The organism is Bacillus licheniformis DSM 13 = ATCC 14580 (assembly GCF_000011645.1).
GTDB classification, from domain to species: Bacteria; Bacillota; Bacilli; order Bacillales; family Bacillaceae; genus Bacillus; species Bacillus licheniformis.
In genome coordinates this window covers 638411-653067 of record NC_006270.3, presented here as the reverse complement: position 1 = coordinate 653067, position 14657 = coordinate 638411, and the positions used below count along the sequence as shown (strand labels likewise).

The following is a 14657-nucleotide window of genomic DNA, read 5'->3' as shown; positions in this document are numbered from 1 at the left end:
TAAAGAGATTATTCTGTTTCATACACCTTGAATATATCATGATTTCCTTTATTTATCAATATGAACGCATTTATATGTATAAACACGTCCCGGTCAAATTCTATATGAGAAGACAAGATCAACAATCGTAACTTTGAGATAAAATTCTCCACTTCAAAGTTAAGAAAAGACTCTCTACAAAAGAAAGGCCACATCTTTTTTAACTCCCCGCTTAACATGTGATGAGAGGTTGACCAATATCCCGGCTGTCGTCAGCATGAACAATAACGAAGAACCTCCGTAGCTGACAAACGGAAGAGGAATTCCGGTAATGGGAAGAAGGCCGAAAACAGCGCCCAGGTTAAATAACGCTTGAATCATGATCTGGAAAGTAAGGCCGACCGCCAGCAGCTTTCCAAACGGATCATCGATTTGCACAGCGATCCGAACCCCTCTGAACATGATCAACAGGTAAGCCCAGATGATCACCGCCAGCCCGATACCGCCGAGTTCTTCAGTGATGACCGCCATGATAAAGTCCGTATGGGCTTCGGGAAGAAATCCCAGCTTTTGAACGCTGTTCCCCAATCCATTCCCCCATAACCCGCCCGAATCAATGGCAAGGTAGGAATTGATCAACTGGTAGCCGTCTCCGTTTTCATTTTGAAAAGGATCGCTGAACGATGTCAGCCTTTTTAACCGGTACGGCGCTGTTATTGCAAAATATGCGATGCCAGCCCCTGCCATTGTTCCGAGAAGCAGCAAGTGCCGCATTCTGAGGCCGGCGCACAACAGAACCGCTCCGCAGCTTAACAGGATGGAAACGGCGGTGCCCAAGTCAGGCTGTTTTAAAATCAAAAAAAACACAGCCGCCAAAATCAGCAGCGGCGGCATGACGCCCTTTCCGAAATCGGCGATGTATTTCTGCTTTTTTGCATACACATAGGCGAAATAAATAACCATCACAAGCTTCACAGCCTCAGACGGCTGAATCATGAGCGAACCGAATTGAATCCACCTTTGGGAATTGTTTTTCTCCATCCCGATTCCCGGCAGCAAAACGAGAATCAGCATTAAAAAAGAAAGCTTCACCAAAAACCGAATGAGTTTGCTGTAAGCTTTGTATGGGAAAATGGCGGCAGCCGAAAAAAAGGCCAAACCGATGAGCAGCCATTGCAGCTGCTTCATAAAAAAATAGCTGCCATCATGATACTTCATATATCCGAGGGGGTAGCCGGCGCTGTATACCATCAGCAAGCCAAACGCAGATAAAAACAGAACCGCGGCAATCAATACATAATCAAGTTTCTTTAGATGGGAAAGAATCATTTTGAGCAACTTCATCCCCAATCATTCCCAAACATGTAATGTTTAGATCTGATATTCACACTGAAAACGAGACCTAAAGCGATCATGTTGGTCAACAGCGCGCTGCCGCCATAGCTGATAAACGGAAGAGCGAGCCCCGTGATCGGCATTAACCCGATCGTCATCCCGATATTTTGGAACACTTGGAATACAATCAACCCTGCAACCCCCGCACATATATAAAGACCGAACAGACTGTTGGACGAAAGCGCAATCCTGATGATTCTGTAGATCATCAGAAAATACAGACAGACTAATGTTACGGCACCCAAAAAACCGAATTCCTCACCAATCACGGCGAAAATAAAATCAGTATGAGCCTCCGGAATTTTCCCTCCCTGAACTTGGATTCCTTGAGTAAAGCCGCTCCCTGACAGCTGGCCTGATCCGATCCCCAATAACGCCTGCGTCAGCTGGTATCCATATGTAGAGGCATGTTCATGAGGACTGAGCCAGCCATATATCCGGTCAAGCTGGTGAGGCTTAATAATCTTTGAAAATATCTCAAAGTAATGATTGTGCAAATACGTCAAAAAGGCAACCAATGCCATGAATCCAAGTGACAGGGACACGATCATCCTGCCCGAAATCCCCGAGACCAGCATCAACGTGAATGCGATCGATAAAATCACCAATGCGGACCCTAAATCTGGCTGAACCAATATAAAGAAAAACGGAATCACCGTGTACATCATGATTTTTCCCGTCGGAATGATGCTCTCGGCGAAGGAGAACCTTTTATGCTGAAATTGATTGAGTATCGAAGCCAGCAGAAGAATCAAAATGATCTTCATAAATTCTGAAGGCTGGATTTCGATGACCCCGAAGCTGATCCACCTTTGCGAACCGTTTTTGTAAGTTCCAAAAAAATGAACGAGAATCAGAAGAAAAACGGCTCCCACAAATAAACGAAGCGCCAATCGTTCAAGCAGCTCATAGTCGATGTAGGCCGTTCCCGCCATGACGCCAAACCCGACAAGATACCAAAAGACCTGCCGTTTGGCAAAATAAAAAGGGTCCTGTGTTTCATACTGGCCCGACCCGCTGTAAACGGCCAGCAGGCTGATGATAAACAAACAAAATAGAATGAGCAGCAGACTGATGTCAATGTTGATATGCTTTCTTTTCATCTTGAACATGCTCCATCATGATTTATATGACAGCTGGTTGAAAACGAAATGAACCGCTGCCGCATCATCGATATAGCCGATCGGAAAAATATAATCCGGTATGACATCAACAGAAACGATGAAATACAGCAAAGCGCCGCCCATCAGCAGCAATTCACGCGGCGTCCCCCGCCCCGAGGTAAATCTGCTGTACATGTCGTGCAGACGGGTCAGAAAAGGACCAATGCCGGCAACTTTCTCGATTTTAGATTCAAACTCAGCCAGAATGGTACGCTTTCCTTCCTCCGTCTGAGAATATTGTTCGCACTCATTCAATTTGTTTTTCAGTTCTTCCATGGTAAATGGCCGATCATAGACATTTGAGGTTTGCAAAACATCTTCAATTTCGGCAACTGACGAGTGAATATCCGGACGTTCGCTTTCCTGCGTCTTCTCCATCGCATAGCCGGCCGCTGTCATCAGCTCATCAAAAGAAACGCCGAAGCTTTCTGAAAACCTTTGCAAATGGTTCAGGTTTGCTTTTCTTTTGCCATTGATGATTCTTGAGATGGTCGCTTTATCGATTTGAGTGCGTTCGCTCAATTCTCTTAAAGATAATGATCGTTTTCGCAACTGCTCTTTCAGCAGCACTCCCAGCTGATTTTTCTTTTGTTCATCCACGAGCTTTTCTCCTCCCACGCTAAAAATGTATCAATCTATCAGCCCAAAGACCAAGTCGGTATAAATATATAGAATCGTTGTCAAAATGTCAACGAATAACCATAGCACTCTTATTTCATCTAGTGTTTTCTATCAAATAATCGTTGACAAATAAACAAAAAAAGTGAGCCAAAGCGCTCACTCGTTCTCCAATATCAATCTAAACCCGTTTTAACGCCAAATCCGACAAGCACCAGACCCGCAGCTTTTTGAAAGATCTTCTGGAATTTCACGCTTCTCAGCCATTTCTTTGCGAAATCGATCAAATATACGAGGATGAGGAACCAAAACACAGCAAGAAAAGTAAGGATTAAAGCGAGGATGATCAACTGCTGGTTGACGCTTTCTCTTAAGTTAATAAATTGAGGCATAATCGTGATATAGACCAAAACAGTTTTCGGATTCAGAATGTTGCTGAACAATCCTTGCATAAAAGAATCCTTATAATGCCGGCTTGATGCGTTTTCGTTTTTGTTCTTCTCGGCTTGTATCTCTTCCAAAGAAAACATTTTTTTCGCGAAAAAGCTTTTAATGCCTAAATATATTAAATAGGCCGCCCCCAAGTATTTGATCGTATTGAACAGAATCACCGATTTCGCAATCACCACCGCTAAGCCGAGAACGGCAATCAGCGTCCAGAAAGAAAGCCCCGTCGCCAAGCCGAGAACATTGCAGCGCCCGGCGTTCGGACCGTATCGAAGCGTGTTTTTCACCACAAGCATCGTATCGGCTCCGGGTATCACCACCATCATGGCTGCAATCGATATGTATGACAGCAGGCTATCCATCAGATGTCTCCCCCCATACTGTTTTTATATAGTGACTACTCAAGTAACCACTTATAAAAAGTGTATCAGCGGACTTGAAATAAATCAATACATCCAGCAAAATATGAGTGACAAAGGTAGCGACTCTTGTTGAAGCTGGAGGGCTTATGAAGGAAAACATATTAGACGTACTGAAAAACCTGAATTTCACCGAGTATGAATCGAAAGCATACTTGGCGCTCTTGGAAGAATCGCCGCTGACAGGCTATGCGGTGGCAAAAAAATCGGGTGTTCCCCGGTCGAAAATATACGAAGTGCTGGAGAGCCTTGTAATCCGCGGCGATATATTTGTCAGCTACGGCAACACACCGCAGTACATTCCCGTTCCCGCCAAGGACCTGATTAAAAACCGGCGGATGAAAGCGGAAGAGACTTTTGAACAGGCAGAAAAATATTTCGAGAAGTTTGAGCGCACTGCAAATGACCGGGAAAATATTTGGAACATCACCGGGCGAAGCGAGATTCTCGATAAAGTAAAGGCGTGCATATCATCGGCCGGAAAAAGGATTCTCCTGGAAATTTGGAAAGAGGATTTTCCTGAATTGGAGCCTGAGCTCAAGCGGGCCGCAAAAAAAGGCGTCATTGTGACCATTATTGCATACGGCGACATTGAAGCGGATTTCGCCAATGTCTATCTACATGACAACAGCAGGCAAATTACAGAAGAGTATGACGGACGCTGGCTCGTATTCAGCGTCGACGATTCAGAAGTTGTGGCCGGCATTGTCTCGCATGGGAAAGACAGCCGCGCAGCCTGGACGATGCATGTAGGCTTGGTGATGCCGATTACCGAAGTGATGATTCATGATTTGTACCTGATGGAAATCATGGAGAAGCACAGAGAGGTATTGGAGGAAAGTTTCGGCGAAAACCTGATCCATTTGCGCCGCAAATTTTCGATACATCCGGATTTTAAAAAGCATTATATGAAATAAAAAGGCCTGCGCTAAAGCGCGGGCCTTTCATGTTATGACCTTTCGGATGCCTCCCAGCGGGATACTTCTTCCCTGACGAGCGGCGCCGTTTTTGTTCCAAAAAGTTCAATCGCCTTCATGACATCTTCGTGCGGCATCGAACCGACCGGAACGTGAAGCAAAAATCGGGTGATCCCGACATTCTTGCGCAGATGAATAATTTTTTCCGCCACCGTCTCAGGATCGCCTACATAGAGCGCCCCTTCAAAGCTTCTGGCTGCATCGAAGCTCGACCGGCTGTACGGCCCCCAGCCCCGCTCTCTTGCGAGCGTATTCATGGCCTGCTGGGTGGAAGGGAAAAAACGATCGGCGGCCGTCTCGGTATCCTCCGCGATAAAGCCGTGGGAATGGGAAGCGACAATCAGCTTTGAGGCGTCATGCCCTGCATGTTCCGCTGCTTTGTAATAAAGCTCAACAAGCGGGGCAAAGTGCTGCGGACTCCCGCCGATGATCGCGAGAACCAGCGGCAGGCCGAGCAGGCCGGCGCGAACGACGGATTCCTGGTTTCCGCCGCTTCCGATCCATACAGGCAGCGGCTTCTGCACGGGACGCGGGTAAACGCCTGTATTGTGAATAGCCGGGCGATGCTTGCCGCTCCATGTGACCCTTTCCGACTTTTGCAGTTCGAGCAGCAAATCAAGCTTTTCTTCAAAGAGCTCATCATAATCGTCTAAATCATATCCAAACAGCGGAAAGGATTCGATGAAAGACCCCCTGCCCGCCATGATTTCCGCCCTGCCGTTTGAAATCCCGTCGAGCGTCGCAAAATCCTGAAAAACACGGACGGGATCAGCCGACGACAGCACGGTGACCGCGCTCGTTAATCTGATGCGCTTCGTCTGTGAAGCTGCTGCGGCCAGGACGACGGCAGGAGAAGAAGCTGCGTAATCTTGACGATGATGCTCTCCAACTCCGAATACATCCAAGCCCACCTGATCGGCAAGGACGATCTCCTCCACTACTTCGCGCAGCCGCTCCGCATGGCTGATGACTTTTCCGGTTTTGATATCAGGGGTCGTTTCTACAAAGGTGCTGATGCCTAATTCCATGTCGCTTTTCCTCCAGATTGTTTCCTTTGATTATTCTGTACATCCTTGATTGATGTATGCCGCATTCTTTTCATCCGACATCATTGTTATATATAGAATACGGCGGGCGCTCTGATCACGCAATTAATCCGACTTGTGTATCAGGATCAGCTTCTGTTCCATCAGTTTCCGGCTTGGTATGCCGGCGATCGTGCCGGCAGCGAAAGCCCTCATTCACATAGAAGATACCAACTTTGCCGGCATCAACCGATCCCCCCGCTTACACTAGCTTCTGACCGCAGTTCGGACAGAAATTGGCTTCGCCCGTTTTCGTTCCGCAGTTTGGACAGAAGTTCGGTTTTGCCGCTGGCTGCGGCGCGCTTGGTGGCGTCTGTGTTTGCGCCTGCTGATTTTGGTTCATCTGATTCATCATTTGGTTCGCCACGTTCATCCCCATCATCATGCCGGCCATGTCAGATGCGGCACCGCCGCCTGTCATCTTTCCTGAAGCCATGCCGTCTGTCATTGAAATCTGCTGATATCTGTTCAGATCGCCGACCATGCCGTGGGAAGCGTTTTTCGTGATCATGTCCTGGACTTCTTTCGGATAATTGAAACTCATGATGTTAAAGCCTGTTATCGTCATGCCGTCGCCGACAATCTCCATATCAAGATCTTCCTTGATTCCCTTTGCGATATCAAAGGCGTTGGCTTGAAGGTTGAACATATCTTTTCCTTCTTTTGTGATCCACTTCATCAGAAGCTGATCGAGAATGGATGTGATCCGTATTTTGATATCTTCCACAACATACTGATCTTTCACACCGGCAATTTTATCGATTAATGCGACATAATCATTCACCTTAAAGTTAAATCTTCCGTTCGCCCTGATCGGCATGCCGCCCGGAAGTCCTGCAGCCGGGATATTGATGGCATTCTTCGTCCCCCACTTGACGGTAAATTCCTTCGTGTTGACAAACAGGACTTCGGCGCGCATCCCGCTGTTAAAGCCAAATTTAAAACCTTTTAAAGTGGATAAAAAAGGAATAATTTCGGATTCAATATCATAGTCGCCCTCATCCTGGAAAATGCCTTCAATTTTTCCGTTGTTTAAAAAGACGGCATCCTGACCGGGGCGAATGATCAGCCGGCTCCCCTTTTTGATTTCGCGGTTGTTCCATTTATAGAAAATCATATCATCGCGAAATTCATCCCACTCTACTACATTTGCAAATTGATTTCTAAAAAACACCATTTAAGCTCTTCCTTTCCCTTTCTAAAAGCTTCCCCGGCTGCCGCTGTGCGAATGGCCTCCGCTCGTCGTTCCGCCGCCTGAGCTTTTATTATTGGACGGTTTTCTCTGTTTTGTGACGGTCGTTCTGATGTATTCGTCATTATTTCTGATCACTCCGGACGTATCACCGTTCATATAAGTGCTTGCACTTACTGTCACTTTGCCGCCTGAATTGTATTTCATAATGGCGACGGCAATTCCCGCGATGACTGCCGAAACAAGCAATTGAAACCACGTCTTAAAAAAGATGCTGTCCGCCCACGGTTTCTTCTCCATATCATCATGCGCCGCCTTCATAAACATTTCGAATGCGGCCTCATAATGCTTGTCGGATATATCCGGCGTGATTTTTTCTCTAATTTTGTCCAGCCTGGCGTCATTCAAATATTCTTCAGCCTTTTTAAAGCCGGCAAGATAGACTTCTCTATGCTCCATATCTACCGTTAATACGGCTGCATTTCCGTGCTTCTTCTGGTAGCCGGGCGCTTTTTCGTCATAGAAGTCCTCCGCATATTTCTTTACATCGCGGCCGTTTGTATCATTGGTCGTCACAATGATAAAGTCGGTCTCCCGTTCGGCGCCCAATTTGGCTGCCAGCGTTTCCAGCTTCTCGATTTCCTGTTTGGTCAGAAGCCCGGCTTCATCATAAACAAACCGCTTCTGTTCAGAGGCTGCCGCACCGGAGGCTATAGGGATGAAGACAAGGAAAATCATACATAAGATCATCGCGCTTCTCAATAAACTTCTCATCACGCCCCGCCTCCCATTACAGCAGCAATGATTTTCCAGAGTGCAAATATGGAGACGGCCAGCCCGCTGAACCACATTTTTTCTTTAAATGAGCTGATCGGCGGCTTGCCGACGACTTTTCCCGTTTGTCCGTTCATGGCAAAGATGTAATCCTTTTGTTTGTAGTTGTAATTGACCATCCAGACGGGCAAAAGCACATACAAGCTTTTCACTTTTTGTGTATCGACGTGTTTCGTTTTCACATCGACTGAGCTGTACCCGGACAGGGTGGAATCGATATATGACTCGATGTAGCCGCTGATTTTGCTTTTCGCCCGCGGAAAAAGCTCTTCATCATCGTAATTATATTTTTCAGCGATGTAGCCTGCCAAATAGGCCGTTTTAAAATCTTTCAGCTGATCATATGGATATGGCTCCAATTTGTCCATCAATTGATCGTTCATCTTTTCTGAGGCATCCACCGGGACTTTGATGTAGTCGAGATTGATATCGCGAAACGCATCATAATGTTCGGTCTCCGTGTAGATATAGTCGCCCTGTATATACCTATGTACCTTTGTGCAGCGGGCGCTGACCTGCACTTTGCTGTTTAAATCGTACATCCAGAAAGGGACGTACATGCCTGTAATGCTTTTAATCCGGTCAGCCGACATAAAGCCCTTTGGTGTGAGCAGCCCTTTTCTGCACCACTTGCGAAACGCGTCCGCCGCCTCCTCTTTGCTGATCGTAAAAGGAATGACCTTTGCCGGAGCAAGGCTTCCGGACAGGCGGTCGGCGATCACTGCCGCTCCTCCGCAAAAGCTGCAGGATGTAGCCGTCGTTTCTTTCTCAGTGATCAAAATAGCGCCGCAGTTTTGGCAATGATATTCTGTTGCTTCATCTTCAGTAAATCTCGCAGTTTTCAATTCTTCCGGAATGTTTTCAATCTTGTCCTGTCTCCCGCAGCTGCGGCAGGCGAGCGTGCCCGATTCAGCGTCAAAGGCCATGTCATCCCCGCAGCCCGGACATTTATAAGAAATTACCATGTCTCTTAACCTCTCACTTTATTCATTTCAAATGCTATGACTTTTGACCCGCCATTTTCGCTTTCAATGCGGCAAGCGCATCATCCACATTAGAAGGGCTGTCATATTTAGCCTTCAGGTCTTCTATGTCATCTTGAGGAGCGGCGTTCAATTCAGCCATCGCATTCGCTTCATCAAGCGCCCGGTTTGCCTTTTCTTCCATTCTGCCGAAAGCGGACATTGAATGGTTGGCATTCGCTGCAGATGCACCGAGTTTATTCATTCTTTCCTGTGTTTTCGCCGCTGTCCATTTCGCTTTGATCGCGGCGCGGCGTGCTTCAAGCTCCCCGATATCGGAAACGAGCTTATCGTGCATTTTTTTCATTTGATTCGCATTGGATGACGCCGTTTGAAACGCAGTTTCTAACTCGGATGCCTTCGTTTCAAGCACCGCTTTCTTTTCTAAAAATGTTCGGGCATCCGCCTCGCTGCCGGCTTCCAAAGCCTTCATTGCATAGCGCTCAAGCTTGTCGATTTCCGCCCGGCAATCCGCCAGTTCTCTTTTTGCCCTTTGCTCGGCCGCCATGACGGACGCCGTTTCCGCCTTTACTTTGTTTAAGTCGCTGTTTAAGTTCCTGACATACTGATCCACCATTTTTTCCGTGTTCTCCGCTTTATCCAGCAAAGCGTTAATATTGCTGGCCATAATGTCTTTGAACCTGCTTAATATACTCATCTAAGAAATTCCTCCTTATAGTAAAATATACTTAGTTTAAATATACTATTTTCCAGAGGAAAAGTTTCGGTTTTTTAATAAAAAATTGATATAATGGCAGTTTTTCGAGAAAAAAATCCAAACAAAAACAAAAATATTCAGACGGAATATTCTGATTTTTATGTTGATTTATTTTTGTTTTCCGAATAAAGTAATACTATAAGCAAAACATTCGGAACAGCCTGAAGGCTGGAACGGATGCAAGGTCGGGATTACCACGAGATGATAACGCTTACAATTTTGCATGACTCGCTAGGGTAAAATCGAGCATTCAACGCATCAATCCGGCTTCTGTCAGAAAAGAATTCTGATTTGAAAGGGGAACGAATCATGCCAGGGAGAAAAAAAGGCAGTTTGAAGTCGACGATTACGGTCGCCATGTCCAACTATTTGGAGGCGGGATCCATCGTCGCGGGGGCCGGCGGGCTTTCGTTATGGGTTGAATATTTAGGATTGGACGACGCCCGGGTCGGACTTCTCGGCGCCTTAAGCGCAAATGGTTTCGGCGCGGCGATCGGCGCTTTTCTCGGCGGTTTTTTAGTCGACCGTTACGGGAGAAAATTCATATATAAATACGATCTATTAGTCTATATGCTTGGCGTTTTACTGATCGCCGCGTCGTTTAATTTTCCCATGCTTTTAACCGGATACATCGTGACGGGAATTGCGGTGGGCGCAGCAATTCCGGCTGCTTGGACTTACATTGCCGAGGAGGCCCCTGACCATGAACGGGCCGGACGCGTCGGCTGGGGGCAGCTGGCATGGTCGGTCGGACCGGCGCTTACGCTGCTGTTATCAGTTGCCTTGGCGCCGCTCGGTTTAATGGGAAGCCGGTTGATTTTTGCCCAATTATTCGTCGTCGCAGTCATCACCTGGATTTTGCAGCAGCAGATTCACGAATCGTCCATCTGGGAGGAGCAAAAGCGAAAAGAAGCCGAAGACAAAGCAAAAGGAGTTGAAGAAAAGGCGTCGATCAAAGAGCTGTTGACCAACAAAGCGAACCTTCGCGCGATGATTCTCCTCATCGGAATTTATGCGTTTTGGAACCTTGTTGCCGGGACGATGGGATATTTCATGCCGTATATCTATGAGACGGTCGGCGGCCTAACAGCGGCACAAGCCAACCTGCTGCAGGCATTTTTATGGATTTTGACTGTGGCGTCCACATACTTCGTCTTTATCCGTCTCGGCGATAAAGTCAATCGGAAGTTGCTTTTTGGCATAGGAGCAGCTATGGCAACCGCCGCATGGGTCATCCTCACCTTCGGCACGATGAACATCACGGAGCTTTTATTATTCGTATGCCTGTGGGGCATTTCTGCGGGTTTTGGAGCGCAGGCGTTTTACGGACTGTGGGCGGCAGAGCTGTTTCATACGAAATACAGGGCGCTCGCTCAAGGCTTCATGTTCTTCATCGTCCGCATCGGCGTCGGACTCATCTCATTGGTCGTTCCGGCGATGATTACGGGCTTGGGCTTCAAAACAGCCGGCGCCGTCATGATTGCATTTCTCGTCATTCATATGATCATCGGGCTCCGTATGGCGCCGGAAACGCGCGGCAAATCGCTTGAAGCCATTCAAAGCGAACGCTATCATCAAAGCGGCTGACCACACAGGTCAGGCCCGCTTGTTCTAAATCTGCGGGTTCGGGGCTGTCAACATCTTTCTCTTATCTGAATAAGGATCGCTTTCAACTGCGACCTCTTGATCAAAAATCAGCGTTTTCCGTGAATCTTCATCATAATCAGGCCAGCTGACATCATCGGTGCTCGGATTTCCGGATCGGGCAAAAGACACCCAGGCAGCCTGGATCTGTTCAGCAAGCAGCTGCGCTTCTTCACCGGCCTTCGTACCTGTCAGCTGTTCCAAAATGTCCATATTTCCAAATACAAACGGAATCTCTAAGCCGTGCGCAGCTTTGTTGAACGGCGGCTGCTCTGAATCCGCATGCCAGTCAAACCGGTACATAAAGACAGATGCATATCGTGATTGAGCCGAAGCGAACACAACAGACGGATGCCAAAAGATCAGATCTGTCATCATATCAACATGGCCTTCCAATGACCTCGGATACAGAGAGGAGGCGGCTTCGGCGGCCTCTTTACCCATGTATTCTTCTAAAATCTCGTTGATCTTGCTCTCAGGCAAAAGATCCGAATCAGAGGGAAAAAACAAGACGCCTTCATCACGGTTTGTTCCGATTAATAGATTGATCTCTTTTGCCGCGCCTTTTGCGACGGCGACCTCCGGCTTCAGCGGCAAGGTTTTTTCGTCAAGCGCAGGCAGAAAAATCAATTCAAAAATATTTTCTCCCATTAAAGTGCGCAGCTGATCGGCGGCTTCAAGAAGTTCTTGATCAGATACATCATGAAGGCGCTCCAGATGATGATGATCAATATCGAGAATCCTTAAGAATCTTTCTGCTGCAGCTTTCGCAAGCTTATCGGACATAGTTGCGGAAGCCCCGCTTTCCATAATGGCCTGTTGAAAAAGCCCCTTTGCTTTCGGCATCGCCAAAAGCGAAGCGATGCTCATCGATCCCGCCGACTCTCCAAAAACCGTAATGTGATGACGGTCTCCGCCAAAGAAAGCGATATTGTCTTTCACCCACTCGAGAGCCGCGATTTGATCCAGCAGGCCAAGATTGCTGCTGTAGGAATCATCAATTGAGGATAGATGCAAAAAACCGAACGGACCGAGGCGATAATTGATGGTGACCACGATCACCTTTCCCTGCTTTGCAAGCTGAGTCCCGTCATAGAGCGGTTCACTTCCGGCGCCGCGATAAAAAGCGCCCCCATGAATCCACACCATAACAGGCAGATCCCCGTCCGCCTCTTCGGGTGCGTACACATTTAAATAAAGGCAATCCTCAGACTTTTGAACCCCCGCTGACTCAGGCAATACCCCATCAGGCTGCGGACAAACCGGGCCAAATTGAAAAGCATCCAGCTCACCTTCCCAGGCCTCCATTCGCTGCGGTTCCCGAAACCTTAGGTCGCCGACGGGAGGTTTTGCGTATGGAACGCCTTTAAAGATACGGACTCCGTTTTCCGCTCTGCCTTTCAGCTTTCCGAAGCGTGTTTCGACAGTTGTATCATACATTTTATTCCACCCCTTTCACTTTTCAATGATAATGGAATCGGAACATACCGTCTAATCAGAATACTTGCATTTTGGAAAATAAAGGGGCATTATAGGGTCAGAAGAGATGCTCAACCTATTGTTTAAAATTTGACGGAAAAGAGGGATTCCAATGGAACTGTCGGGAAACACAGTGCTGATCACAGGCGGCGCATCGGGAATCGGCTTTGCTTTTGCCGAACGATTTATAAAAGCGGGAAATACCGTTATCGTCTGCGGGAGAAGGGAAAGCAAGCTTAAAGAAGCAAAGGAAAAACATCCGGAGCTGATCACGTGTGTATGCGATGTGGCCGTTGAAACGGAACGACTGGCATTATTTGAATGGATCAAAGAACATCATCCGGGAGTAAACGTACTTGTGAATAATGCGGGCATACAGCAGCGCTACCACATTTTAAAAGCCGATGTTATAGACAATTGGGCTGACTACAATAAAGAAATCACCGTCAATATGGAGGCGCCTATCCATCTGGCCATGCTCTTTAGCCGATACTTTGCCGAAAAAGCCGGGAAAACTGCGATCATCAATGTGTCATCAGGGCTGGCGTTTACACCGATGGCGGTCGCACCAATCTACTCATCGACAAAAGCCGCTCTCCACTCCTTTACGATGAGTTTAAGACACCAGCTTTCCGAGGCCGGCGTTGAGGTCATAGAAGTCGCTCCTCCTGCGGTCAATACGGATCTGGGCGGTGTCGGACTGCATGATTCCGGAGCTCCTTTGGATGAATTTGCCGATGCGATCTTTAAAGGGCTGGAAGAAGGCCGGTTGGAAATCGGCTATGCCGTATCGGAAAAAGCCTTGCGGATGTCAAGAGATGAAATCGATGAAAGCGTCAGCCAATTGTACAGTTCTTTAAAACATTCCATCGAATAAACGGAATGTTGGCATTGTCTTTTTCAATAGGGTTGTTCCTTCCAGCCTGCCGTTTTATCATAAAATGAGAAGGAGTGATCCGCATGCCGTTTATTCTCCAGCGCATTTATCAAGAAAACCAGCAAACAGAAGGACGCCGCATTTTAATCGATCGTGTGTGGCCGCGCGGCATATCAAAAGAAAAAGCGAACCCCGACTGCTGGATGAAAGAAATCGCTCCAAGCCCCGAATTAAGAAAATGGTTCGGTCATGATCCGAAAAAATTCGAATCGTTTAAAGAAGCCTATCAAAACGAAATTAAACAAAACGCTGAAAAACAGAAAAGCTTCAGGGAATTAAAAAAAATGGCGGCGGACGAAACCGTTATTCTGCTTTACGGGGCCAAAGATGAGCGCCATAACCATGCCGTCGTTCTTTATGAGATGCTGAACCGGCAAAGCCTTTGACCTTGAAACTTTTTTCAATCCTTTTCGTATGACAGATAAAGCAATATGAGAAAAGGATGGTAAACGTGGAGATGAACCTGTTTTGGATCGGACTTGGTTTAGCGGCTTTAGGCTATTTTATCGGTGACGGCTTGAAAAACTTTAAAAACCCAAAGGGAATTTATTCAGGCTATCCCTATTTAATCAAAGAAGACGATTTACATTATTATTTAGGCTTGAGCAAAGTAGAAACGAAAGAAATGCTGCGTAAATATCCTGACATACCTAAAATTGAATTAAATGGCACGACCTATTATCCGTATCAGCAATTGATGGATTGGATGTTGTCCGCCGACCTTTATAAAAATTAAAGCGCAAGCTTC

General features: G+C 47.0%; 15 protein-coding genes. 5 read left to right on the top strand and 10 right to left on the bottom strand.

Annotated features, from left to right (window positions below):
• Positions 1-174: 174 nt before the first annotated feature.
• From ftsW to TRNA_RS24735, 4 genes are all read right to left on the bottom strand, one after another.
• The gene (ftsW, locus tag TRNA_RS24750; RefSeq protein ID WP_003179415.1) at positions 175-1323 is read right to left on the bottom strand and encodes a putative lipid II flippase FtsW; all 1149 of its coding nucleotides are present in this window, start codon (positions 1321-1323) and stop codon (positions 175-177) included.
• A complete protein-coding gene (rodA, locus tag TRNA_RS24745) occupies positions 1320-2477 on the bottom strand; it encodes a rod shape-determining protein RodA (RefSeq protein WP_003179414.1) in 1158 nt (385 codons plus the stop codon). The genes ftsW and rodA overlap by 4 nt, the downstream gene beginning before the upstream one ends.
• 15 nt (positions 2478-2492) lie before the next feature.
• Positions 2493-3137 carry a helix-turn-helix domain-containing protein gene (locus TRNA_RS24740; protein ID WP_003179411.1) on the bottom strand — a complete coding sequence of 215 codons (645 nt, stop codon included), beginning with the start codon at positions 3135-3137 and terminating at the stop codon, positions 2493-2495.
• Between the two features lie 194 nt (positions 3138-3331).
• Positions 3332-3964 carry a homoserine/threonine efflux transporter gene (locus tag TRNA_RS24735; protein ID WP_003179409.1) on the bottom strand — a complete coding sequence of 211 codons (633 nt, stop codon included), beginning with the start codon at positions 3962-3964 and terminating at the stop codon, positions 3332-3334.
• Between the two features lie 146 nt (positions 3965-4110).
• On the opposite strand from TRNA_RS24735, the gene TRNA_RS24730 reads away from it, so the two are divergent.
• Positions 4111-4938, top strand: a complete 828-nt coding sequence (locus TRNA_RS24730; protein ID WP_011197600.1) for a TrmB family transcriptional regulator — start codon at positions 4111-4113, stop codon at positions 4936-4938.
• Positions 4939-4970: 32 nt separating this feature from the next.
• Here the strand turns inward: TRNA_RS24730 and TRNA_RS24725 are convergent, their stop codons facing one another.
• The 5 genes from TRNA_RS24725 to TRNA_RS24705 form a co-directional block, all read right to left on the bottom strand.
• Positions 4971-6026 carry an LLM class flavin-dependent oxidoreductase gene (locus TRNA_RS24725; protein WP_003179406.1) on the bottom strand — a complete coding sequence of 352 codons (1056 nt, stop codon included), beginning with the start codon at positions 6024-6026 and terminating at the stop codon, positions 4971-4973.
• 259 nt (positions 6027-6285) lie between these two features.
• Entirely contained in the window at positions 6286-7260 is a 975-nt protein-coding gene (locus tag TRNA_RS24720; protein ID WP_011197599.1) for an SPFH domain-containing protein, read from the bottom strand.
• Between the two features lie 21 nt (positions 7261-7281).
• Positions 7282-8049 carry a TPM domain-containing protein gene (locus tag TRNA_RS24715; RefSeq protein WP_003179401.1) on the bottom strand — a complete coding sequence of 256 codons (768 nt, stop codon included), beginning with the start codon at positions 8047-8049 and terminating at the stop codon, positions 7282-7284.
• On the bottom strand, positions 8049-9074 hold the full coding sequence (locus tag TRNA_RS24710) for a TFIIB-type zinc ribbon-containing protein (RefSeq protein ID WP_003179399.1): 1026 nt from the start codon (positions 9072-9074) through the stop codon (positions 8049-8051). Before TRNA_RS24710 ends, TRNA_RS24715 begins: the two co-directional genes overlap by 1 nt.
• 34 nt (positions 9075-9108) lie before the next feature.
• Positions 9109-9789: a PspA/IM30 family protein gene (locus TRNA_RS24705; RefSeq protein ID WP_003179397.1), complete on the bottom strand. Its 681-nt coding sequence runs from the start codon at positions 9787-9789 to the stop codon at positions 9109-9111.
• 369 nt (positions 9790-10158) lie between these two features.
• Between TRNA_RS24705 and TRNA_RS24700 the strand changes: the two genes are divergently transcribed.
• A complete protein-coding gene (locus TRNA_RS24700; RefSeq protein ID WP_003179395.1) occupies positions 10159-11436 on the top strand; it encodes an MFS transporter in 1278 nt (425 codons plus the stop codon).
• Positions 11437-11460: 24 nt separating this feature from the next.
• On the opposite strand, the gene TRNA_RS24695 is transcribed toward TRNA_RS24700, so the two are convergent.
• On the bottom strand, positions 11461-12933 hold the full coding sequence (locus TRNA_RS24695; RefSeq protein WP_011197598.1) for a carboxylesterase/lipase family protein: 1473 nt from the start codon (positions 12931-12933) through the stop codon (positions 11461-11463).
• 151 nt (positions 12934-13084) lie between these two features.
• On the opposite strand from TRNA_RS24695, the gene TRNA_RS24690 reads away from it, so the two are divergent.
• From TRNA_RS24690 to TRNA_RS24680, 3 genes are all read left to right on the top strand, one after another.
• The gene (locus TRNA_RS24690; protein ID WP_011197597.1) at positions 13085-13849 is read left to right on the top strand and encodes an SDR family oxidoreductase; all 765 of its coding nucleotides are present in this window, start codon (positions 13085-13087) and stop codon (positions 13847-13849) included.
• Between the two features lie 83 nt (positions 13850-13932).
• Complete coding sequence (locus TRNA_RS24685) at positions 13933-14295, top strand: DUF488 domain-containing protein (RefSeq protein ID WP_011197596.1); 363 nt, start codon at positions 13933-13935, stop codon at positions 14293-14295.
• A 65-nt stretch (positions 14296-14360) separates the two neighbouring features.
• Complete coding sequence (locus TRNA_RS24680; protein WP_011197595.1) at positions 14361-14645, top strand: hypothetical protein; 285 nt, start codon at positions 14361-14363, stop codon at positions 14643-14645.
• Positions 14646-14657: the final 12 nt, after the last annotated feature.